The organism is Spirulina sp. CCY15215, assembly GCF_016888125.1.
Taxonomy (GTDB): domain Bacteria; phylum Cyanobacteriota; class Cyanobacteriia; order Cyanobacteriales; family Spirulinaceae; genus CCY15215.
In genome coordinates, this window is record NZ_JACSWA010000599.1 from 52,772 (window position 1) to 76,623 (window position 23,852).

Annotated in this window: 23 protein-coding genes; 2 read left to right on the forward strand and 21 right to left on the reverse strand. The window is 41.0% G+C overall.

Annotated features, from left to right (window positions below):
* The 19 genes from JUI58_RS28160 to JUI58_RS28250 all read right to left on the reverse strand — a co-directional run bounded on the left by JUI58_RS28160 (position 1) and on the right by JUI58_RS28250 (position 20,020).
* Entirely contained in the window at positions 1-1,284 is a 1,284-nt protein-coding gene (locus JUI58_RS28160) for a DegT/DnrJ/EryC1/StrS family aminotransferase (protein WP_204106209.1), read from the reverse strand.
* 13 nt (positions 1,285-1,297) lie between these two features.
* Positions 1,298-2,683 carry a DUF4910 domain-containing protein gene (locus tag JUI58_RS28165; protein WP_204106210.1) on the reverse strand — a complete coding sequence of 462 codons (1,386 nt, stop codon included), beginning with the start codon at positions 2,681-2,683 and terminating at the stop codon, positions 1,298-1,300.
* A 4-nt stretch (positions 2,684-2,687) separates the two neighbouring features.
* Positions 2,688-3,878 (reverse strand): sulfotransferase, encoded by a 1,191-nt coding sequence (locus tag JUI58_RS28170; protein ID WP_204106211.1) that lies wholly within the window; start codon positions 3,876-3,878, stop codon positions 2,688-2,690.
* Between the two features lie 16 nt (positions 3,879-3,894).
* Complete coding sequence (locus JUI58_RS28175) at positions 3,895-5,028, reverse strand: methyltransferase domain-containing protein (RefSeq protein WP_204106212.1); 1,134 nt, start codon at positions 5,026-5,028, stop codon at positions 3,895-3,897.
* Complete coding sequence (locus tag JUI58_RS28180; protein WP_204106213.1) at positions 5,025-5,882, reverse strand: class I SAM-dependent methyltransferase; 858 nt, start codon at positions 5,880-5,882, stop codon at positions 5,025-5,027. Before JUI58_RS28180 ends, JUI58_RS28175 begins: the two co-directional genes overlap by 4 nt.
* Entirely contained in the window at positions 5,872-6,252 is a 381-nt protein-coding gene (locus JUI58_RS28185; protein WP_204106214.1) for a hypothetical protein, read from the reverse strand. The genes JUI58_RS28180 and JUI58_RS28185 overlap by 11 nt, the downstream gene beginning before the upstream one ends.
* Entirely contained in the window at positions 6,249-7,367 is a 1,119-nt protein-coding gene (locus tag JUI58_RS28190) for an N-acetyl sugar amidotransferase (protein WP_204106215.1), read from the reverse strand. The genes JUI58_RS28185 and JUI58_RS28190 overlap by 4 nt, the downstream gene beginning before the upstream one ends.
* The gene (gene asnB, locus JUI58_RS28195; protein ID WP_204106216.1) at positions 7,364-9,196 is read right to left on the reverse strand and encodes an asparagine synthase (glutamine-hydrolyzing); all 1,833 of its coding nucleotides are present in this window, start codon (positions 9,194-9,196) and stop codon (positions 7,364-7,366) included. The genes JUI58_RS28190 and asnB overlap by 4 nt, the downstream gene beginning before the upstream one ends.
* A gap of 25 nt (positions 9,197-9,221) precedes the next feature.
* The gene (locus tag JUI58_RS28200; RefSeq protein WP_204106217.1) at positions 9,222-10,130 is read right to left on the reverse strand and encodes a polysaccharide deacetylase family protein; all 909 of its coding nucleotides are present in this window, start codon (positions 10,128-10,130) and stop codon (positions 9,222-9,224) included.
* Positions 10,127-10,840, reverse strand: a complete 714-nt coding sequence (locus JUI58_RS28205) for a formyltransferase family protein (RefSeq protein ID WP_204106218.1) — start codon at positions 10,838-10,840, stop codon at positions 10,127-10,129. The genes JUI58_RS28200 and JUI58_RS28205 overlap by 4 nt, the downstream gene beginning before the upstream one ends.
* Complete coding sequence (locus JUI58_RS28210) at positions 10,840-11,853, reverse strand: N-acetylneuraminate synthase family protein (protein ID WP_204106219.1); 1,014 nt, start codon at positions 11,851-11,853, stop codon at positions 10,840-10,842. The genes JUI58_RS28205 and JUI58_RS28210 overlap by 1 nt, the downstream gene beginning before the upstream one ends.
* A 2-nt stretch (positions 11,854-11,855) precedes the next feature.
* On the reverse strand, positions 11,856-12,611 hold the full coding sequence (locus tag JUI58_RS28215; protein ID WP_204106220.1) for a GNAT family N-acetyltransferase: 756 nt from the start codon (positions 12,609-12,611) through the stop codon (positions 11,856-11,858).
* Positions 12,589-13,617 (reverse strand): NAD(P)-dependent oxidoreductase, encoded by a 1,029-nt coding sequence (locus JUI58_RS28220; RefSeq protein WP_204106221.1) that lies wholly within the window; start codon positions 13,615-13,617, stop codon positions 12,589-12,591. Before JUI58_RS28220 ends, JUI58_RS28215 begins: the two co-directional genes overlap by 23 nt.
* Positions 13,614-14,771, reverse strand: a complete 1,158-nt coding sequence (locus JUI58_RS28225; protein WP_204106222.1) for a DegT/DnrJ/EryC1/StrS family aminotransferase — start codon at positions 14,769-14,771, stop codon at positions 13,614-13,616. Before JUI58_RS28225 ends, JUI58_RS28220 begins: the two co-directional genes overlap by 4 nt.
* On the reverse strand, positions 14,768-15,784 hold the full coding sequence (locus JUI58_RS28230; RefSeq protein ID WP_204106223.1) for a Gfo/Idh/MocA family oxidoreductase: 1,017 nt from the start codon (positions 15,782-15,784) through the stop codon (positions 14,768-14,770). Before JUI58_RS28230 ends, JUI58_RS28225 begins: the two co-directional genes overlap by 4 nt.
* Entirely contained in the window at positions 15,778-16,452 is a 675-nt protein-coding gene (locus tag JUI58_RS28235) for an NTP transferase domain-containing protein (protein WP_204106224.1), read from the reverse strand. The genes JUI58_RS28230 and JUI58_RS28235 overlap by 7 nt, the downstream gene beginning before the upstream one ends.
* A gap of 15 nt (positions 16,453-16,467) precedes the next feature.
* Complete coding sequence (locus tag JUI58_RS28240; RefSeq protein ID WP_204106225.1) at positions 16,468-17,040, reverse strand: Uma2 family endonuclease; 573 nt, start codon at positions 17,038-17,040, stop codon at positions 16,468-16,470.
* 31 nt (positions 17,041-17,071) lie between these two features.
* On the reverse strand, positions 17,072-18,946 hold the full coding sequence (locus JUI58_RS28245; RefSeq protein ID WP_204106226.1) for an ABC transporter ATP-binding protein: 1,875 nt from the start codon (positions 18,944-18,946) through the stop codon (positions 17,072-17,074).
* Positions 18,947-19,018: 72 nt separating this feature from the next.
* Positions 19,019-20,020: a GDP-mannose 4,6-dehydratase gene (locus JUI58_RS28250; protein WP_204106227.1), complete on the reverse strand. Its 1,002-nt coding sequence runs from the start codon at positions 20,018-20,020 to the stop codon at positions 19,019-19,021.
* A 107-nt stretch (positions 20,021-20,127) separates the two neighbouring features.
* Here JUI58_RS28250 and JUI58_RS28255 point away from each other — a divergent pair, with 107 nt between their 5' ends.
* Entirely contained in the window at positions 20,128-20,784 is a 657-nt protein-coding gene (locus JUI58_RS28255) for a hypothetical protein (protein WP_204106228.1), read from the forward strand.
* On the opposite strand, the gene JUI58_RS28260 is transcribed toward JUI58_RS28255, so the two are convergent.
* Positions 20,777-21,214 (reverse strand): hypothetical protein, encoded by a 438-nt coding sequence (locus JUI58_RS28260; RefSeq protein WP_204106229.1) that lies wholly within the window; start codon positions 21,212-21,214, stop codon positions 20,777-20,779. The two genes, JUI58_RS28255 and JUI58_RS28260, sit on opposite strands and share 8 nt — an antisense overlap.
* A gap of 565 nt (positions 21,215-21,779) precedes the next feature.
* On the opposite strand from JUI58_RS28260, the gene JUI58_RS28265 reads away from it, so the two are divergent.
* Positions 21,780-22,652: a M48 family metalloprotease gene (locus tag JUI58_RS28265; RefSeq protein ID WP_204106232.1), complete on the forward strand. Its 873-nt coding sequence runs from the start codon at positions 21,780-21,782 to the stop codon at positions 22,650-22,652.
* 25 nt (positions 22,653-22,677) lie between these two features.
* Here JUI58_RS28265 and JUI58_RS28270 read toward each other — a convergent pair whose 3' ends face one another.
* Entirely contained in the window at positions 22,678-23,424 is a 747-nt protein-coding gene (locus JUI58_RS28270; protein ID WP_204106230.1) for a metallophosphoesterase family protein, read from the reverse strand.
* Positions 23,425-23,852: the final 428 nt, after the last annotated feature.

The window sequence follows — 23,852 nt, forward strand, 5'->3', positions numbered from 1 at the left end:
TTAGAGGCTATCGCGAGTTGATTCGATTAAGAGATGGCGTTGGTGGTAGACCTTGCGAAGGGCTTCAATCAGGCGATCGCAAGTTTCATCATCGATCGCATAGGCGCAAGGTTCAAAACCTAAAAGTTCTTGTTCGTACATCTTTTCAGTGACAGGACATAATCCTCGATGGTAGTGACGATCGCTTAACGTAAAAGGAAAACCGCGATCGCCAATCGCAATCCGTTTTTGGAAAATGGGCAAGAAGTATAGAGGACGCACGTAACCTATAAAGTGAGGAAATCCTTCGGCACTTAGAGCTTGGCTGAATTTCTGACGGCTAATCTCGACAATCTTTTCATCAAAACGCATTGCCCAGACATAGTAAACGTGACGGCAGTTAGGGCGGACGAGAGGAGGAGTCAAGCCATCGAGATCGGCAATCCCAGCACTTAAATTCTGTCCCAAGCGCTCTCGCCTCTTGACATGAGCATCAATTTGTTTGATTTGTTCGATTCCCACTGCCGCACTCATTTCGGTCATCCGGTAATTGAAACCGATTAAATTGGTCAAATCGTCGAGTTTTAGTGCTTCTACTGCATTTTCACCATGATTGCGAATGAGTTGCAATCGTTGTGCGAGGCGATCGTCCCGAGTAACGCATATTCCTCCTTCTCCAGTATGAATGTGCTTGTGATAGTTCAAGCTAAAAATACTAATATCACCGATTGTTCCGGCATAGCATTGATTTTCTTCTGCTAGGGGGCTTTGAGCATTATCTTCAATAAGATAAAGGTTATTCTTTTCGGCGATCGCCTTCAACTGAGTTAAAGGGGCGGGATGGCCGAACAAATTAACGGCTAAGATAGCACGAGTTTTCGGGGTTATAGCCTGGCAAACTGCCTCTGGATCCAAACAAAAAGTTTCGCGATCGATATCGGCAAAGACGGGGATTCCGCCATACAACAAAGGAGCCATAGCGGTTGCAGACATTGTATAGGGGGGAAGAATCACTTCTTCTCCTGGACTCAACCCAATCGCCCCCATGGCAGCATAGAGTCCGGAAGTGGCGGAGTTGACTGAAATCGCGTGGGGAACTTGGAATCTCTCTTGCCAAGATTGTTCTAGGGTTTGGACGCAAGGGCCGCCAAAAAATTCTGCTCCCCAACTGCCGTAAAATCCAGACAAGCAACCCGATCGCATCACTTCAGCCACGGCCTTGACTTCGGCATCGCCAAGCGAACGATAAGGCGGTAAAGGCTGGGGTAAAACAGGTTTTCCTCCCAACAGGGCGAGTTTCTCCATTGATTGAGGGAAATTAAAGGATAGAACGATCGCTTGGTTGAGAAATTGGGATGCGCGAAATCGGGTCAAATTCTAGAGAAATCAAGCCTTTTTCTTGAAATCGCAAGAGGTAGCGATAGAGGCGATCGAAAGGGAGATCGTGTTTTTCAGCAATGTCAAGAATTGACATCGTTCCGTCAAAATAGCGGAATAGAGAATCGAGTAGGTGTCCCCATTTATCAGCATCGTCGACGAGTTCCTTGTCTACTGTGGGATCGTAACGCTCGAAGTAGAGATCGTATTCGGGATTGGACAAGCAGATCAATCCGTTAAAATGCCGATATAAATGGACATTGCGTTCCAGAATCTCAATTGTTCGCTGTAAAACCTGATAGTATTCAGCCAGTAAATCTTTGTCCATTAAATCGGGATTATCCAAGCTGGAGTGATATTCGGGGTAGGGATAATCGGAGTCCAAACAGCGAGTCATCTCAACAAATGGGACTTCGTAACCGGGGGCTTCCCAGACCGTTTCATCATTGCCGGCTCCTCGCCGCCAAGGAACGAGATTGTAGCTGTTGCTATGATGGCGTAGAGCATTACGAAAGGCGCGATCAAGAGGTAAATTTCCTAAAAAGGTTGAGGTGACGCGAATGGGTCCGGGGGTTCCGGGCATTTCCGTAAAAATTCCGCAGACAAGATGTTCTAAGTCAGTTTGGGAGCGATCGCGTAAATAAAATACTGTACCCAAATGTTCGGGACAGAGAATCAGACGATAACTATAATAATTATCTTGCTTTTTTAGCCATTGAAACAATCGAATCAAGATTGCTGTAGCCGCAAAGCCATCGTTGGCTTGATGGGGATGGCAAGTGTTATTTTGCAGGACGATAGTGCGATCGGAGCGTCCTTTGATTTCGTATTCTCCCACCAGCATTTCTCCCGGTTCGTAGCGCGTTACCAGATCGACGCGATAACTTCCGGGTTCAAGGGTTTGATAGATTTCATAAGGGATGCACATTGCCCAATCTGCTGCCCATGGCCGATACTGCCACATACAATGAAACATATAACCAGATGGCAATTCAGGATTAGTGACTAAATGGGTTTTTAAGTCTTCCCAATCCAATTCCCCTTGAAAAGATTTAGAATATCGTCCGACTCCTAATGTATGAGATTTTCCATCAAAGACAATCTTATTGTCTCGATAAATCAGAGCTTTTTCTACTGACCATTGTTGGGGAACGAGCCAGCCATTATAAGTTTCCCCTGAAGCATAGCTATAGATTTTAAAAGGTAATTCTTGTTTGAGGCGATCGAATAAAGAGGCATTTTCAGAAGCCACAACTCCTGTCGCAAATTTACATAAATCCTTGGTTAGAGATAAAAAGTCTGGAATCTGAGTTTGTTTTAAATTCATTATTTCACTCTCGTAATTTCCGATAAACAGCTTCAAAAAGAAACGATCGCCGAATCAAGGATCGATCTTGGGGAACTTCGGGCAAATCTAGCAACGAACGGCGAAACAACTCGAATCCATAGTCTTGCTGAAGATCGCCAAAGTCACTGCGCCAGCTACATTCTTGAAAATTATTGCTGATGAAATATTCTAAAATACTCGAGTCCGGCCAAGAATCTTCACCCAATACTTCTAAGTTATATCCCAACTTTTTCATTTCTGCACCGCAGATAAATTCAACAACACGAGTAACGATAGGATCTAGTTTATTTCTCCAACGTTCTGCACCTTCAGAATCGATTCCTGCTATTTTTTCCACAAAGGTGCTATTTCCCTGCCAAACTTTTCCTCGGGCAAAATCAAAGTATCGTTCGGTATCGAGTATTCTGCGATCGTAGTCGAGATTGAGAAAATCGCACAGATCTCGGGCGGTTTTTTCTGGAGTTTTCACCAATTGCTCGTAGGTTGTAACATAAAAGCGATCGGCGATCGCGCTTTGGGTTTGATAGTACCAAGCAAAGGCAACCGATTTACGCCAGTGACGCAAAAAAGATAAGGTATGGGCAACTTGAGACGGATCGATATTGCGAAATCCTAATATAGAAGCAGCGACAGCACGAGGATCGCGAATGATAATAATAAATTTGGCTTCGGGATAAGCTCTAGCCAGAATTGTAAAGAATTCAATAATCCATACCTCTTTTAAGCCAATCCATTGGCTTGTTCTCGCGTCTCTAGCTTCAATAATTGCTTTCAATCCTCCGTCAAACAAGTCTTGATAAGTATCTCCACTTAAATATCGAAGGTATGGAATCAAATCGGGACATTCAAAATGAGTACGATTTACCAACATTTCGTGGAGTTGGCAATCCTCACTGCGATTGTAAGCGAGATGCAATTGACTTGCTTGAATTGCATTCATCCATTGGAGGCGTTCATTACTAAAGTAGTAGTCTTGAAAAGGTAAATTCGCCTTAAAAGTAGAGCTAGGTGTATTTTGAATTCGACTGAAAATTATTGCATTTCGCAATGAGCGGAAGAGAGGAAAATAGGGATCGATCGCGATCGTAATCTCCGGATGAGCATCCAGCAAACGACCGATCAGATTAGTGCCACCTCGTGCAATTCCAGTTATAAATAGGGGTTTATTTCGCATTCTCTTCGCTGCTTTATCAAGAGATAGGAATTGCCGCAACTATAATATCATCGCAAAGTAAATTCCGATCCAAACAAGATTGTAAAGCGGGAATAGAATCTGCCCAAGTATCGAGTAGGTTGGCATCATCTCGATCGAGAGACATTTGAACCAAAAGTTCGTAAGCATCCATCCCAAAATACCAAGCCGCTATCGGTTGAAAACCGCATTCAAATAAGGCAGTAGCCAGAGACGCATCGCTAAAACAATTGACGTGGCTGGTGGGATCGAGATGACGAGCAATCGTGCTGGGACGCTCTTTTTGAATTGCACTTCCCCAACATTCGTATCTTGGCACTTCAACCACTAACAAGCCCCCATCAACGCTCAATCTTTCGCGAGCGGTATTAAGAAACTTTCGCGGTTCGGGGGTGTATTCTAAAAGCCCCCAGAAGGTAATGATATTCGTTAAATCGCTTTCCGTTGTTGTTGTTTTCTCCTCTAAAAAATCATCCCCGCACAGTTCGATTCCAAATGTCTCCCAAGCAAAACGTCGAGAGGTTTTGCTCAATTCATACCCCTTTGCTTGAAGGCCTTTGCGTCGGCTTCCTTCCACAAAATGGCCGCCTCCTGCTCCTACATCTAAAACTGAAGTTGCAGAACGATGCCAATAATTCTCATAAGTTTCCAGCAACCAATCTACTTTCGGTTGAATCACCTGTTCGAGACGAATTTCTAAAGATGCGCGATCGATATAGGGGGTAGAATATTCTTCTGATTCTGCAAAGACTTCATTAAGAGTTGCCGTAGGAGGGCGATCTCGGACAAAAACATGGCCGCAAGTTTGACAGCGATAGTAAAATATTCCAAATACACAAAATTCTTGAACTGCATCATGGGTTGAGGCCTGACAGCAGGGGCAGTTTTGGACGGAGAAGCAATCTTGGTTGGAAGTATAAAGTTTATTAGCTGTACTTTGAAGAAATTTTGCATACTCGCGGATTTCCTCAAGTGACGCTCTTTTTAATTTCAGGATATCTATAGGTTTACCAAGAGTAATTTCAAGTGGAAAAGAAGTGAGCAACTTTTTGTCCTCTTGATATTCCCAAACTTCCTGCCGCTTTGACACGGGAAAGCTGCCAAGATTAGTTTTCCGAATCCACTGTTTCATAAGTCACTATCGATTTTCAAAAATGCTCTTAGAGTATATTTCGTACTCGGTTCTTGCAGCCGTTCGATCGCAATAGGTGTAAAACCAGAACGAGTAGCCAGCAAGGAAATAGATGCCATGCTAAAAATATGAAAGTGTTCGATAAAAAATTCCTCTCTATCTTTCCCTTCTAGCATCGCCATTTCAGCATCAGGTAATTCTATATAAACAGAGCCTCTTTTTCGGAGGTATTGACGGCTTATCGAAAGCATTTCTACCGGATTTTCAACGTGTTCGAGTACTTTGTTAAAAGTAATAATATCAAATTCTCCTAAATTTTCCTCCAGTTCTAAAAAATCACCACAAACTGCTTTAACACCGATCGCATCAGTAATATGAGCAACAAAGCGAGGATCGGGATCGAGAGCGGTTACATTCCATCCATGACGAGCAATCTGATAGGGGAATACTCCCAAACCCGAACCCACATCTAAAATGCGAGGAGTGAAATTTTCAAAAAAAGTAGAAGCTGGAAAATATTGGGTAGCAAAGTCAACTATACATTGAACTCGACCTATATTGTCAGATTGTTCGGGAGGTAAAGAGATAATACGCTCAAAAGTTTCTTTAATGCCTTTTTCTCCGTAGGTCGAACTGACATAATTTTCTTGATAGAGATTGCTTAAGTCGAGATCGGTCAGAGAAATAAAATGATGACAAATTTGACACTGCCATATTTCACGATAGTAGCGATCGCCCGCAGTTAGAGTAAAGCGCGTTTCTCCTTCTGGTGGCACGTCGTAATAGAAAACTCGGGTCAAGTATTGACCTCTGCAAGGGCAGTTTAGAGGAGTCTTTTTTAGATTATCGTTCATTTAAAGATTCTTCAAGTTGCTTTAAGCGATCCGTATTGTCCAACCAACAAACGATCGCTAAACTTTCGATTTCAAGATAGCGTTGAAAGAGGTCTTCTTTTCCACGTTCGACTAACAAAACAAAGTAGCGATCGAGCCTATTTTTGACCAAAACTCCTCGCAAGTTAAACTTTTCTAACCGACCATTGAGAGAAGGAGTAGCATAAAATCCCCAAGATTTTCTCGCGAGATCGTATTCTCCTCCAGATTCGGTCACAAAGGTGACTTGCTCATCTGGATCGAGTGCTACTCGAGCGCAGTCTTTCATGGGAATAATTTCCCCAAATCCTACTTCAAACACTCTGGGAGGATCGATAGGGGTAAATTTCACGTCCACCTCCAATCGGAAATCAAAAAATCTTCAAGCATCCATTTTCCCTCTTTGTAACTCCAAATTTCCAGATTGCGGAATGTTTCAGCGATTTCAAAAAAATGCGCCAGAGAAATTCCCAAGAATTGACAAAATTTAGCAATATCTTCATCGGGGGTTTCATCTCCTCTTTCTTTGACAATTGCGATCGCTTCTTCTCTGGTCATGCGTCTATTACGAATTTCTAAAGATAAATTATCGTATAATCGGGTAAAACCGAATTTATACCATTTTAACCAGTGATGGATGGAGATAAAATCATCATCAATATCAGCATAGTTATAGTAGCCGGTTTTTGCTCCTTCAGGACGCTCCTGAAAGCCGTGTGCCTTGGCGACTTTCAAGCTAGTTTCTACATCCCAAGGAAAATAGTATCCTAAAAAGATAGCGAGAACTCCCTGACGCTCTAATTCCTCCGAACTGACCCCGAAATAAGGAGCAAGCTCCTTACGAGAAAGCTCGGCACTAATCCAATCTTCAGCCGTCGTTCCGTGGGTAACGCCGTATTTTGTTAACCAAGCACGATCGAGTTTAAATCCCGTTCTTTCTTCTTCCGTTCCTCCATATTCAAAGGCAGAATTTTCTCCCCAAATAATCAAAGGAATCAAAAACTTAGCGGCAATTTTTAAAGGGAGATTAAATAATGCCATGTGCATTGGAATTGCTGTAGAACCAAAGCGTTTAAAGGATTGATAAAGAAATTTTCTTTCAACTTTCGGATTAATCTGGTAATCAATATGATCCACTCCCAAACTCACCAAATTATCTAGATTACGTTGGCCGATTACCGTTCTTGCAGGAGTTTTCCACGTAACTGCCAAAGGATTGAGTCCGTATTCTAAACATTTTATGACTTGCCACGTGCTATCTTTCCCTCCACTCACGGGAATCAAACAATCATAGCCTTGACTGCGAGATTTTGCGCGTTTGACAACAACACGAAAAGCTAATTCTCTGGCTTGCCAATCAATATCTTGCTTGCTTGAATGTGCCTCGCACGCATTACAAATTCCCGCATCATTAAGGGTTAAATTCGGTCGCGTATCGGGTAAGATACAACTTTGACAATATCTCATTCAGCAAACTCCTCTAAAAATATCTTGCTGTTGAGGAAATAAAACAAAAATTTACTCTCACTATTGGGCAGTTGAGATTTAGAAAGGAGTTGTTCGATTTTATCGCGACGAACTCGCTCAAAAATTGGGCTGCGATCGAGTAAATAATCTGTAACTTCAGGATTTTTTAAGTCTAAAAAATCAAAAATAGGGGCATTAAAACCCACCTTCCGACGACTGGTTAGAATTTTATCGGGAACAATACCTCTCATTGCATCTCTTAGAATAGCTTTTGTGCGTCCATCTTGCATCAAATGCCGACAGGGAATGCGGTGACAAAATTCAAAGAGGGAGCGATCCAAGAAGGGCGATCGGTTTTCAATTGAAAAATACATGGCATTGAGATCGTCTTCATGTAAAATAGCCGGGGTCGCTTCGTGAAAAAGCTCGTTCAGCGTGCGATTTCTCAATATACTATCTGTATATTTTGTTTCAGTGAATGCTTCTTGCCAAGGTTCGTAAAAGTAGTTAGAAAACTGTTCGGCATTAAGAAAAATATGATCGCGAAATTCTGAGTTTTCTACAAAAAGATTGGGATTTTTCAAATAAGGGTTACGAACGATTGGTAAGATATGTGTTTTCCACGCTTTTAAAGAAGTTTCGTATAGTTCCAATTCATTACGGATTTCATATAAATAGGCTAAATGATGATCGTAGTATCCTGTAAATAGTTCGTCGGCGGCGGTTCCACTAACAGCGATACGATAGCCGCGATCGCTCACATTTTCCATGAGCAACCAATGAGCATAATAAGTAATTGTATAAACTGGGGCATCGTGATAGCGAATCAGTTCTCTCAGTTTAGCTAAAAAGTTATGGGTTTCAATCGGAATTGAAGTGTGTTTAATTCCTAATTCCGCCACGGCATAATCGACTAAATCTTGTTCTTCGTAACGAGCATCTGTATTAACAATAGTGAATCCTCGCACGTCATAATTAAAAAGCCGCTTGGCAATAGAAATTAAGGTGTTAGAATCGACTCCACCGCTCATACAAAAGGCAATCGGAACATCTGCCCGCAAACGAATTTTAACAGCTTCTATCAGGTGTTCTCGTGCTTCTGCAACGGCATTTTCATAGGTCATGCGATTGTCGGGAGTAAAGCACGGCTGCCAATAACGCTTGGTAGAGATATCTCCTTCAGCAGAGACCTGCATTAAGGATGCAGAGGGAACTTCCGATACATTTTCAAAAAAGCTGTGAGGTTTCTTGTAAAGCGCCTTGTAACCATTAATTATATAGCGGCAGAGATGATTTTCATCAATTGCAAACCGCTTTCCTACCAATGCTTGTAAGAACTTAATTTCTGACGCAAAATACAATCCCGAACTCTCTTGATAAATATAAAGTGGTTTTTCACCAAAGCGATCGCGACATAAGGTTAAAGAACCATCAAGTTCATCATAAACGGCAAATGCCCACATTCCTTCGTATTGATTGAGCGCTTGCCAGCCAAAAGAATCAATTCCTTGTAGGAGAACTTCGGTATCAGATTTAGTTTTAAACTGGTTTCCAGATTGTTTTAATCTCGATCGTACTTCTAAGTAATTGTATAATTCCCCATTAAATATCGTCCATTTTGAACCCACTTTGAAAGGTTGATCGGCACGTTCGTCTAAATCAATAATACTGAGTCGAGTATGTAGAAAATAGATATTGCGATCGCTTTGATTACGCCAATGACGAAAATTAGAACTGTCGGGTCCTCTGCGTTTCATCAACTCCAAGCAGTTTTGGATTTGGGAAGGGGAGATTTCTCGAGTACCAGAGTACCCTGCAATTCCACACATAAACGCTCTTCCTTAAATTTTAATTTTAAATTACCATGATTCGTTTTAAATGAAACAAATCATCTCCAATTGAGTTAACTCCGGGTTCAGCACTAGGGGAACAGATAATACCTTCTTCTTTTAAAAAAGTAATAGTTTTCTGAGAATAACAGTGCGACAATCCTTCTGGATACGAATAATGCTGTATGGGTGTATTTAAGTGAAAATTTAGTTTCTCTAGACTGGTTACAATCTCATTTTTTAATTCGGGTTCTTCTAGGTATGCCAATACTCGATGAGTGTGACCGTGTCCTCCAATTGTAAATAATTCATTACTTGCCATCAGTTTTATCTGGTGCCAATTTAGCTTCTGATCTAAATCAGGATCGAGTTCTATTGATTTAATTCCCAACTGATCGAGTATACAATCCGCAAACTCATAAGGATCGATTTGAGAATCGTTTTTGACAATTTTACGAATTTGATTCAGTAATTCTATTTTTTCTGATTTTGTTTCATAGTAACCATTTAATTCTAGGAGTTTTGATCTTAAGTGAAATCCAGAAACTTTTTCAACTCCATATTCAATGGAGTCAATCCAAGATCCTGTATTATTCTCAATAAAACCTGTCGTAATATAAAATGTTGCTGGAATTTTGAGATCTTCTAATACTGGAGCAGCAACAGAATAGTTATTTTCAAAACCATCATCAAAAGTAATTGCAAATGCTCGCTTTGGCAATTGTGTTTTTCCTTTCATTGCAGTTATAATATCTGTCATGGAAACTGGATGTCCACCAACTTTTTGTAACTCTTTCAAAATAGTATAAAAGCGATCTACTAAAATATGTTTTTGAGTATAGTTACGAATATGGTGTTTGTTTTTTTTGATTATCCCGTGGAATAAAAATATAGTAACAGTATTGTTTCCAAGGAAGTTTGGATAGATATTCATGGTAATCTTTTAAGATATCGATTAAATTTTTTCACACAATCTTCTTTCAAAAGAGAAGGCATGAAAGAATAATATCTTCCTCTTGCCAATTGCTTTCGAGATGGCAGAAAACCTGACATATTTAAAGTATGTATTGCTAGCATGGATAAATTAACGCAAACTTCGGTGTTTAGAGTCCGAAGCTCATATAAATGAGTTTTTCTGCTAGGTTTTAATTGTGCTTGGAAGACAATCTCCCCTGTATCTAAATCTAGATCGACGTGATGGAGAGTAGTAACAAGATTATTAAAATCATTATGGTAAATTGACCATAAATGAGTATCTAAACCCCGATAATATTCTGGGTTTCCACCATGAAGATTTAAACAAGCTCTATTAGCAAGTTGGATAATAGATTTACTTAATTTTCTTGTTCCAAAAACAAGTACAAGGTCAGGCTTAAGAGATTGAAGTATAGAAATATTTTTTGAGTCATTAATTGATTTAACTTGATAGGTTTCAGCTAAGTCGGCAAAATCAGAGTTGAATTGAGATAGTAAAGTTTCTTTTTCATAAGAGGTTTGTAATTTTTCAAAAGGATGATAAGTCTCAAAAGGTGGTTGAACCGAAGAAGTTTCAAGAAAAATAGCTTTTAGAGAAAACCGCTCTGTAATTTTCCAAGCATAGTATAAATGATGACTTGTATTAGTTGTTAATAAGATAATATTCATTATTTGAATGACTCTACATCTCTTATCAGTATCTGTTGACCAGATTTTATATTCCGCTTTAATATTTTGCCAACAAGCACATTTTCTTCTCCCGGAGGAACGCCTCCCCCCGGACGAACCCAAGTTAAATCTAATTCTGTTAAGCGATGTCCGCAGGGTAAACTATTTATGGCGATAATAGATCGTCTTAAAGCTCGAATCAATGGCTTTTCACAGGGTTGAACATTTTTGTTGTATTGTCCTAACATTAATGTTGCTCGCCTTATTTGGTTGACCAACATTTCCATATCTTTAGGATCGGCTGAAAGTTGGTGATCCCGAAAGTCGGAATAGTGGCGATCAAGGGTAAAGTGTTTCTCAATAATTCTTGCTCCCAATCCTACAGCTAATACAGCCGCTTCAATTCCTAGAGTATGATCGGAATAGCCTACTGTGCAGTTAAAGCGATCGGCAAGAAATTGGATCGACCGTAGGTTTGCTTGGTCTTTCGGGACGGGATAGCTACTTACACAGTGGAGAATAGCTAACTTTTCTTGAATATCAATGCTTTGTTGTTCGACAAATTTAACTGTGTTTTGAATTTCGGAAAAATTGCTCAATCCACAGGAGATTATTAACGATTTTCCTGTTGTTGTAATTTGACGAATTAAGGGATAAAAGGTGTTATCACTAGAAGCTACTTTGTAACAATCTACAAGAGGTGCTAGAAATTCAGCACTTCCTAAATCGAAAGGTGTTGAAATAAATATTAAATTGAGCGATCGCGCTAATTGAGACAGTTCTGTAAACTGTTCTTGACTCAACTCAAAAGACTTTAACCGTTCAAATCTTGCTCTATCCGAATGACTGACATAATGCTCGGTTTTAAATGTTTGAAATTTAACAGCATCAACTCCACAACTTGCTGCTTCTTGAACTAACTTTTGAGCTACACTAAAATTCCCTTCATGATTATTGCCAATTTCAGCTACGATGAGAACTTGTTTGTTAAGATCGATTTTGCCAATTTTCATGATTAATTGAGATGTTTGTGGAGAACATATTGACTTTGACTTAAGGAAAATCCTACTTTTTGATATAAGCGCTGGGAGGCAATATTAGCAACTTGAGTCCCTACTCTTAAACGATTGCAATCTTCTTGATAGTACACCCTAAAGAATTTGCTCAATTCTTGTCCGATTCCTTGTCTTTGGTACTGTCTATCAATCCCGATCAAATCAATGATACCAATTTTTTTTCCCTGTTTTTCAGAGACAATCGCCGCCAAAAACCCCACTGTTTTCTCTTCCATTGAAGCAACAAAGAGGCGATCGCCTCTTTGTTTACGAATATAGTTAAATACCCATTCAGATTTGATGCGATCGGCAATTTCATTGTTAACTGCCGGATCGAGATGAAAGCGGGAGTATCGAAAACAAGTCCTAGCAATATTGACTACCTGTTGCTCTTCACCCGAAGCAATTTCCTTGATAGTATATTTTGTTTTGAGAGGAGAAAGATTGGTAACGCGATCGCACTCCAGTTCAAAAGTAACATTTACATCAACTGGATAAAACCCCAACTTGCTCAATTGATAAAGAAGGGAAACTTGCTCTGTACTAATCTTAGTATAGTACATGGCATGAGAATGCTCGGATTCATGTTGGGCGATCGTAGTTTGCCAATTCCGTTTCGTTGAAGAAGAAAGAGAATCAAAAGTCAGTTTGAAGACTTTTTTTCTGATAATATCAGATAGCCAAACATCTTCCTCAATTCTCATTAGTTTCCGCATTGAATAGATTTTTATACCATCCAATGTACTTGGGAAATCCAACTTCTATAGGATTTTTAGGTGCATAACCCAATAATTTTTTGGCTTTATCAACACTCAACGTTCCCCGAAAAGGCATTAATTTATCGCGTTCCACTCGCTGAATTTCAACTTTGGGAAAATGTTCTTGAATAATTCCCACTAAATCTTGAATTGAACGAGAATTGCCATAGGTTAGATTGAAAATATGATTGCGGGCATTAGGATTTTCAATCGCCAAACAAACTCCGTTAACTAAGTCCTCAATATACGTAAAATCTAAGCGATCGCTTCCATCTCCGTCCACTCTTAACTTCGTCCCATTCAAAGCATTTTCAATAAAAATTTGTCCGACGCGACGACTAACACAATGGGGTCCGTATAAGGCTGAGGGGCGAATAATGGTATAAGGCAGATCGAATACTTGATTGTAGGCAATCACGATCTTTTCACCAGATAATTTTAGCGCCCCATAGATACCAAGAGGATTTAAGGGGTGTTCCTCATCGACTTCTTCAACTTGAAAGTTGCCATAAACCATACTCGACGAGAAAAAGATAAATTGCTCTACGTTATCTCGAGAACAATCTAAAGCATTTTCTAGGGTACGAAGACTATGATCGAAGGTACTATAAGGATCTTTGTTAGAGCGTCCCGCATGAGCCACAGCCGCGAGATGAATGACAACTTGAGGTTTAATTTGACTCAATAAACCACCTACCGCATGATAATCTCGTGCATCTTGAATGTGGAGGGGAATTTCTGCTTCGTGAAGTAAGTTGAGCCGTTGATGTAAGATGCGAAGGTAGAGATCTCGTTGATAGAGATCGGGCATTTTGGTGGCATACGCCAATAAATTATTAACTTGTAGACTATCAATAATTTCTACATCCGCACCTCTTTGTTTAAGAGTAAGGGCTAGATTGTGTCCGATAAATCCTGCCCCTCCTATCAAGACAATTTTTCGATTTTTTAGAGAAGTTTTCACTGATCGATCTCCTGCAAAACTTGCTGAAAATTTTCTACGATATATTCTATATCTTCTAAACTGATATGAGGTGCAACGGGAAAAGCAATGGAGCAATCGCTAATTATTGTTGCCTGGGGATACCTCGTTTCCTCATAACTGTATTTCTTTTGATAATAAGTCATTCGAGGAACGGGTTGGGGATAGTATATACTCGTTCCAATTCCCAATTCTTTAAGTCGAGTAACGATCTCATTGCGTTTCTTAGCTAATGTTCCCTGTAAAACAACTGTCAGGCAATAGTAACTATTAATATAGTCTTCCTCAACTGCATCTAAAATTAAAATATCGCCAATGTCAGATAATCTGGTTTTAAATTGGGTAAAGTTTTCTTGGCGACGTGCCAAAATTTCTCCAATTTTAGCGAGTTGTTGTCTTCCTAGGGCTGCTTGAATATCGCTCATTCTGTAGTTAAAACCGAGAGTGACGACATCATACATCCCCGGTAAAGAGCGCTCGCTAAAACTACGATCGACACCAAATGCTCGCAATTTCTTGACAGATTCAACAACATCTTGATGTCGGGATACAAACATCCCTCCGTCGCCTGTCGTAATATGCTTGACGGGATAGAAGGAAAAACAGCCCACATCCCCCCACAATCCTACGTGGGTATCTTGAAAGCGAGTTCCTACAGCTAAGGCACAATCTTCAATCACTTTGAGATCGTAGCGTTCGGCAAGAGCAACGATCTCTTTCATATTGCAAGAAATCCCTAAAAAGTGAACTAAGGAGATTGCTTTAGTTCGGGGTGTAATCAATGATTCTAGTTGGGATAGATCCAGATTTCCCGTTTTCAGTTCGCAGTCAATAAAAACTGGGGTTGCTCCTACCAATTCCACAGCATGAGCCGTTGCTGTATGAGTTTGAGCGGGGACAATCACTTCATCCCCCACACCAATCCCAAAATGAAAGTAAGCAAGGTGTAATGCTGCCGTACAGGAGCTGACAGTTGCAGCATAACCTCCTCCCATAAATTCTGCAAAGTCTTGTTCAAATGCTTTGCACTGAGGTCCGTGAGTAAGAATTGGGCTATGTAAAACTTCCATGACGGCATTGCGATCGCGATCGTCAATCCAAGGTCTGCCAAAAGGGATCTTTTTAGATTCTGTCATGCGTACTCAATTTTTACGGGAGAGTGGGTAGATAAAGCGCGATCGGCAGCGATACAAGTGCTAATTAAATTAAAATTATGTTGCACTAGATCCTTCGTATCTCGATTCGCCAAAATTGCACTCACAAAAGGAGGAATCAGATCGCCTTTGGAAACTGGTAAAGGGTTTAACGCGACAGAGGAACCTCTCAAAGCTGAATCTCGGCTAGAATGAAGCCTTGCTCCTGCATCATCATAAATGAATGTTCCTTCTGTACCAAATACTCGCAAAACGTGCTGATGGCGATGAACGCAACCAAAATTAGCACTGATGCGACCGATTAAACCAGAGGCAAACTTGAAGGTAGCACAAATAAAGTCGTTGTAACGAAATTCTGTTTCTGCGGTACAAATATCATTCCCGACTGCTCTCACGGTTGTTGGCTTTTCTCCCGTTAACCAAAGCATGAGATCTACTAAATGAATACCCCCCCCCTGCATCACAGAATAATTTTCAACATTTTTACGCCATCCTTGAGTAATTTTGTGTAAGCGACCGTATAAATAATCCCCATCGATCGCATAAATTTGTCCTAATTGACCGGATTGAATATATTCTTTTAACCATTGATAAAGAGCAGCCGATCGCAAAACCAAATTCGATTCTATTTTTAAATGTTTCTGTTTTAGCCATTCCTGTTTAATGTGTTTTAATTCTGAAAGCGATCGACATAAGGGCTTCTCTACAAAAATGTGTTTCCCGGCTTTGAGTGCTGCAATTGTTTGTTCGTAATGGGCATCATCATAAGAGGCAATGGAGATGAGATCGATTTCCTCATCTTCGAGAAGCTCCTGAAAACTCAAACTGGCTTGACTTTGACCCAGTTTGGCAATCAGCGATCGCATTTTTTCTGGATCGAGATCGTATAACCGACGCAATTGACAATTAGGATTGTTTAGATAAGTCCAAGCGTGTTGTTCGCCAATTCCCAAACCGACGACAGCTACCTCAATTTTTTTCTTTGAATTCAGCATTGATTTTGGGCTGCAATTGCAATACTTTTCAACAACTCAGAAAAAGATTGCTCCTTCAAACGGTGCAAGTCTTCCATAGTATCCACAGCCATACTCAAATTAGCCCATTCTGGATTTTGAGAACTTACATTAACAATCTTGAAGTTTTGAGGATTTTGATAATAAAAACGAGTTATATGCTCCTGCTCTTCTGCATTTAGAGCTTGCACATCAATTTTAGTAAAAGACTGTGCTTTTAAAATTTCTACACTTTGCCCTTTTGGAAAAGTTCGTGGGTATACATTCGTGACCAAATCGGCATTGGCCTTTAAAGCCAACTCAACCATTGCTCGCGTTAAATCTGGAGATAGCTTCGGACTATCCCCACAACTCCTGAGAAAGTAATCACAAGGAAATTGTTCTAAACAAGATTGAAAGCGGCTAAAAACATTATCCAAATCACCCCGAAAAACCGAAATACCAAGATTTTTTAGATAGGTAACTAAAGGATCGTCAGAATTCAAATTACTGGTTAAAACGGTAATATTTTTCCAAGGTAGAACTCGATTCAAAGAATGGATCAGATGATAGACAAGCGGCTTGCCGGCGAGGGGAGCGAGAACCTTTCCGGGAAAACGTCGCGAACTCATACGAGCCTGAATAAATACTCTAATTTTTTGCTCGCTCATTTCGACTAAACCCTATCAAACCCACACTTCAGTTAAATCTAAAACAAAACCGAGTAGAACTCCTTCCCCCGATAAACGACTGGGAGAAGTTAAGACTTCCACCTCGACTCCTGGCTTGTAAATTTCTACTCTGCGATTTTTGCGATCGATTAAAAATCCCAACCGCGAGCCATTGTCAATATATTCTTGCATTTTGGCTTGCAAAGGTTTGAGATTATCCGAAGCAGAACGCAACTCGATGACAAAATCGGGACAAAGGGGAGCAAACCCTTCTTGCTCTTCTAGAGTCAGCGCATCCCATCTTTCTAAACTCACCCACGCCGCATCGGGAGAGCGATCCGCTCCGTTGGGAAGATGAAATCCAGTCGAGGAATTAAAGGCTTTCCCCAAACGAGTTTGGCGATTCCACAACCAAAGTTGTCCCTCAATATCTAAATTGCGATTTCCTGTAATGCTTCCCGTCGGGGGCATAACAATTAACTCTCCCGTTGCTTTTCTCTCCAAACGAGTATCGCGATTGGCTCGAGCTAACTGCTGAAATTGCTCATGGGTGATTTTAAAAGCATGGGGAATTGTTAAATTATTCATTTTTCTTAGCTCCCATCACAATCAAAAAAAATTAGGCAACGACTTCACTTCCTTGGGATTGTAACTGCCAATATTTAGCATAGAACCCATTTAAGGCAATTAATTCTCGATGATTTCCTCGCTCTACCACCCTACCATTTTCGAGGACAATAATCTCATCGGCATTGACAATAGTAGAAAGACGGTGAGCAATTACTAATGCCGTGCGATCGCTTTGAAATTTTCCTAATGCTTCTTGTACTAAACGTTCTGATTGACTATCTAAGGCGCTGGTGGCTTCATCGAGAATTAAAATTTCAGGTTGTTTGAGAATTGCTCTAGCGAGGGCAACCCGTTGGCGCTGACCTCCTGATAGACGATACCCTCTTTCTCCCACCACTGTTTCGTAACCCAGGGGAAGTTGAGTAATAAATTCGTGAGCTTGAGCTTGTTTCGCCGCTTCAATCACTTGGTCATCGGACACCTCTCCCATTCCATAACGAATATTTTCTAAAATACCCGTGTTGAAAATAAAAGTATCTTGACTAACCACCCCGAGGCGCGATCGCCAGCTTGGGGGACTATATTCTTGCAGGTTGTATTCATCAACCCAGATTGAACCCTCCGTGGGGCTATACAAGCCGACGACCAGATCGGCAATTGACGATTTACCCGCTCCAGATGAACCCACTAAAGCGACAACTTTACCTTTATCGATACGAAAAGAAACATCTTTGAGGGCAAAATCTTTTCCTTCTTGATATTGGAGGGAAACGCGATCGAAAAACACACCCTCTTTTAATCCTACAAATTCTTTGCCTTCAAAACGAGCAAATTCTTTATCGCTGGCATCTAAAATTTCATTCAGTCGAGTCATCTGCCCCAAATTACCCGCTAAACCATTGAGAATTACCATGACTCTTTGAGCCTGAGTGGCCATGCGATTGAATGCGCTAATAAAAGTCAGGAGGGCCGGCACAAGAACTCTTGTGGAGTGACCTAAGATTCCAAAACCTCCAATCAATAAACCACTCACAATAAACATAACCAATGTACTGCTTATTGGACTACTCATTGCTCCTAAACGAGCGCTTGTACGTTGTACGGGAATAATTTTTCTTCGCAAATATCTTACTTTTTGGATGACTTCTGTTTGTCGCCCAAAAGTATGAATTAGTCGCAATCCTTGCATGGATTCTGTGGTTTCCTTCGAAACTTCAACGCTAATACCTGTACTTTCTAAAGATAATTTTCTAAATTGAGGTTCTAAATAGCGCTGAAAGGAAAATAAAATTGCTGAAAGGATAACGGCAAAGATTGATAATTTTGGGGAAATCCACAAAATAACACCAAAATAAGCCAAAAACATAAAAAACTCAATCAGGAAATTTTGCCATGTCTGAATTTGTCTTTGTACAATCCCTGCCCCCCCAATATAAGAGAGTAAATCCCCGACTTTATAACTGCTTGCACAAGGAAAAGATAAGCGAAGAACAATATCAAAAAGGCGATCGCTCACTTCCTCTCCCATGCTAATGGCTAATTCATTGGCCCATATTGCTGATAAATACTGAATTATGCTTTTAACAATTTGAATGATCATTGCCAACAAGACAAAAAACACAAAGGTTTGCTGTTGGGTGAATTGTTTTAATAAACCTTGTGTTAAAGGATTAGCAATGAAAGGATTATTAATCCCACTCAAGGTAACATCGCCTACTAAAACACCAAGAGAAAGATAAATAACACCAAAAGTTCCAGCTTCTAATGTAGAAGCCAACAAGTTTCCATTGAATGCTAAAACTAAATACTTGCGATTTTGATTGGCGATCGCAAATATTAATTGATAAGCTGGACTGGTAATCTGCTCGTTAAAATGGTGACGAAATTTCCTGATTCGGTTTAATATTTTGTTTAACAATTTCACTATCCTTCAGTTGATAACTTAACAAAAATTGGACAAAAATAAAAATTACTCTTGACAAACAAATAGTTTGATTTACTTAAAACTGGTGATAACATCCTGTAATATTTCTACCAAGGATTGAGTCGGTTTCCAGTCAATATACTGATGGATTTTAGTATTATCGGGAACTCGACGCTGCATATCTTCAAATCCCGGTGCATAAGCCTGTCCATAGGGAACTAATTCGATTTCTGGCTGGCTGCTTTTCTCTGTTGGTGAGGTCAGAGAAATGACTTTTTTTGCTAACTCTAAAATACTGATTTCTTCCGTCGAACCCACATTGAAGACTTCGCCGATCGCCTCGTTACATTCTGCTAACTTTAGCAATGCTTTTACTGCATCACTAACATGAAGAAAACAGCGACTCTGTTTACCATCCCCATAAACGCTCAAATTTTCTCCTTTTAAGGCTTGCTGTACAAAGCGAGGAATGACCATTCCATATTGTCCGGTTTGCCTTGGTCCAACGGTGTTAAATAAACGAGCAATCACCACAGGTAATCCTTTCTCGTGATAATATGCTAGTGCTAAAAATTCGTCTACCATTTTGGTCGCCGCATAAGACCAGCGCGATCGACAGGTTGGCCCTAACACAACATCATCATCTTCAGTGAAAGGGACTTTATTGCCTTTTCCATACACTTCAGAAGTTGAAGCAATTACTGTTTTCACTCGATAACGAATCGCAGCTTGGAGGACTGATTCCATGCCCATCACGTTAGTTTCAATGGTATGGACTGGTTGTTCGACAATCAATTTGACCCCAACTGCTGCGGCAAGGTGAATGGCAACATTGGCTTCTGACATCAACCTATCTAATACCACATCATCAGCGATACTGGCATAAGCAAAGTGAAAGTTAGGATGGTCGAGAAGGTGGCTAATGTTAGCTAAACTTCCTGTTGAAAGATTGTCAATTACTAAAACGCGATACCCCTGCTGGATTAGTGCCTCGGATATGTGAGAGCCAATAAAGCCCGCTCCTCCTGTAATGAGGTAAGTTTTGGGCTTGGAAAACAATTGGGACGATACCATTCAGTTTTAAGATTTCTTAACTTTTTGCTTAGTTTGACTAAATTTGTGCAGAATGTCAACTAGGAGATTGACCCAATTTTTAAGAGGTCTTTCCTAGAATAAAACTCATGGAAAAGTTAACTGTTTCGACCTTATCTAGAGGAGGTTTAAAGCAATTTGTAAAACTCGAAGAGCGAGGCATTCAAGATTATGATTGGCTTGATATCCGGGAAGCTGAGACTGATGAGAGTGAACGACAACAATTAAATCATATTCAACTCAAGCTACTCAATTATTCTACCCATTTGATGAATGAGGCGACAATTTGGGCAAGGGGAATTTACCCGATTTTACTGCTCGCGGAACAATCTTGGGTTCAGGCTTGGTCTCAAGTCAATTTAACGGCAAAATACTTACAATTTGAAATTGAATGCGTTGCTGATGGGGTTTTGGGTAAATGCGTGTCTGGGTTTATCGAAGCACCTTATTTGGTGGTAGTGGAAGCAAAACGAGGCTTGGAAAGTCAAAATCCCCTCTATCAACTCTACGGGGAACTTTTAGCGGCGGGATGGATGAATTGGCAAGAAAACCAACAGGAAAAACAAGAAATTTTTGGTTGTTATACCATCGCCGATACCTGGACATTTATTCGGGCTGAGATCGCGGATATAGAAGCAGAAATGCCAACTCTGAAAATCGAGTCTTCTCGAGAATATAGCGCTAAATTAGAAGCAGAAATAATCTTGCAAATTTTGAAAAAAATTGTTTCCAGATACACTACATAAAACGAAAATCTTTCACTCCTCCAAAATTCAGCATCCGCGAATTTCGCCGTGTAAACTCGCTTACGGAGACATTTCCTTGGGGATCGATAACGCCGACAGCCTGTTGCCATAATTCTTGGGGGACAGGAGAAACTCGATATTGGCGATCGCCGACTCGATGGACGTGATACCAATCTACAGTTTCACAATGAGGACACCAAAACGCCTCTAACCATTCTCCTGTCACGGTAATTGAGCCTTGTTGAGCGATTAACATTAAAGCCGATCGCCGGCTAAGTCCCCGGCTTTGTAGCTGTTGCGCTGAGTCAACGTATAAAGAATGTTTCTGGCTGACACTATCCAAATAACAGCCATGAATCGGACAATAAATGGCTCTGCGTTTGGATCGCTTCCGATTTCGCGCACACCTTTTCTGCACTTCGACCTCCATTAGAAACTACTTCTCAATGAAAAATTGTGATGAGCAATTGTTCCCAATTACTTCTTTTTTCATTAAGCCATAGAAGGCTGCGCTGAAGAGACTGAGATCGTGAAGACCGTCGAAGTCCGCTTCTTTCCCGTGCTAGACAAAATATAATCAAGCCCAGCAAGGGAGATAAATATTTATGAATCATTACCAAGCATCCACTCTACAACAAAGGGTGATTTTTGTACAAGGGATCGATCGCGCGATCGCCAAATTAAATAGCCCAAGGTCAATGACGATCCCCTTCGGAGGCAACAAATTTTGTCCGGAGGGAGTCTGTTATGTCAGTATTAAAACCAAGAGACTTTAGGACTTACGCATTAACGGGCAAGATACCCGCACTACTACAACAAGAGAATACCGTAGTGGGAGCGTCTCGCTCCCTAGTGCGGCGAGTCCTATTAGGACTTACGCATTAACGGGCAAGATGCCCGCACTACTATAGCAAGAGAATATCGTAGTGGGAGCGTCTCGCTCCCTAGTGCAGCGAGTCCTAAGTCTTAATCTCATTCCTCACCCGAAACAAACTATGTTAGAAAATTTATCTCATTTCTTTTGGCGCAAGAAAAAACGTTGGTTATACGGTTTACTGAGTGTGGTCACAGCTTTCAGTTTGTGGGTAGGAACCCCCCAAGCGAGTTACGCAATTTCTTGGATTGAATTAATCCTGCGAGGCGCTCAAATTTTACAATTGTCTAATATTTCTGATAAACAGGAAGTTTCCCTCGGTAAACAAATCAACGAACAGATTACAGTGCAGTTGGCACGGAAGGGAACTCCCATTGTTAGAGATCCCGCTTTAAATAATTATGTCGAACAAATTGGCAAGCGCCTAGTTCCTCATAGCGATCGCCCCAATATTCCCTATACTTTCCAAGTGGTTAACGATCCGGGGGTGAATGCCTTTGCGACGATGGGGGGCTTTGTCTATGTAAACTTGGGCTTAATGGCTTTAGCCAGCAATGAAGCGGAATTGGCGAGTGTGATTAGTCACGAAATTGGTCATATTACGGGTCGCCATGCTATCAAACAGATGAAAGATCAAGCCATTACCCAAGGTATTTTATCGGCGGCGGGGTTGGATACTTCTCAAGCGGTACAAATTGGCGTACAGTTGGCGCTGAGTCTGCCCAATAGCCGGGGAGATGAACTGGAATCGGATAGTACTGGTTTGCAAACTCTACGGGAAGCAGGATACGCCCCTGGAGCGATGGTATCTTTCATGACGAAATTGGGACAACAAGGAGGCTCAAGAGTACCTCCCATTCTCAGTACCCATCCCGCTACTGGCGATCGCGTGCGAGTCTTGCAGAATATGATCGGGGAAAATCCTCCCCAACCTAATGAAGTTGGCGGGATGGACAACCGTTCCTACGAAAACTTCATGAATCGTTATATTTGATGCGTAATTGGTAAGCAGTAATTGCTCAAAGTTTCTGTAATAACCGTCGAGGCATAATTCTCGACGGTTTAATATCGATCGCCGCTTCTTCTAAGTCTAAGGAACGGAGGCGTTGTTGGCGAGTGTTGACTTGATAAACTCGTTTATTTAACATATCAACTCCTGTTAACCAACCGCTTTGGCGATGATATGCCCCTGTATCGATATCCAGCCAACCGGATCCCCGCGCGAGTTTCCCTGGCATAACCCCAGGAATAGTAAAAGTAATAGTGTGTCCGGCAATAATTAATTTATCAGCAAAAAAGGGCTGACAACTGCTGTGGAATTCGTCGCGAATCCAGCAAAATTGTTCCGAGGTTTGTTCCTCTAAAGGTAAACGGGGATCGACTCCCGCATGAACTAACCAAATATCCCCTAGATCTAAATAACTGGGCAGATTTCTGAACCAGGTGAGATGTTCTGGGGGAATCCCTTTCTCACCATAGCTTTTGAGGGTTGCATGACCTCCACTATAAAGCCAAGATTGGCGAAAATGTTCGGGAATTTCGCGCTCTACCATGACATCAACTAGCATTTGTTCATGATTGCCGAGGATGCACTCGTAGGAACTGTTCATGACAAAATCAACCACTTGGGCGCTTTTGGGTCCTCGATCCACTAAATCTCCAACAAAATAAACGCGATCTTCTTGGCTGGGCGCGATCGCGTCCAGTAAAATCATAAGCGCGTCGTAGTGGCCGTGGACATCCCCAATAAAAATTCGACGGGTCATTTTGTTTTCTTTCTGAACTTCCATCATAGAGTTAAGTGGCTGGTTAACTTCTCGCCATCTCCTCAGAGAAAATCCACGAAAAGTTTTACGGATAATCTACTCAAAATCGAAATGATAGGCTAAATCGTTCCTTGCGAGTATCTCCATCATAGCGGCGGTCAACGAGATAAAATCTTAAAATTCCGGCAAGTGTTTTATTTTACCTTCTTTTTTCCCCCAAAGCGATCGGTAAATCGGCTACACTAACCAGAGAAAAACGTGCTTTTTCTCCGCATCATGTCTGATTTTTCCTCGACAAAGATAAAAATTCTCCAGCAACCCACTCGTTTTGAGTCAGGAACTCACCGCTAAGTCCTCCGGACTCTAGCGGGAGCTTGAAAAAGCCCTAACCTGACCAGACTCAGCGAGAAATCGCTACGTTATTTAGG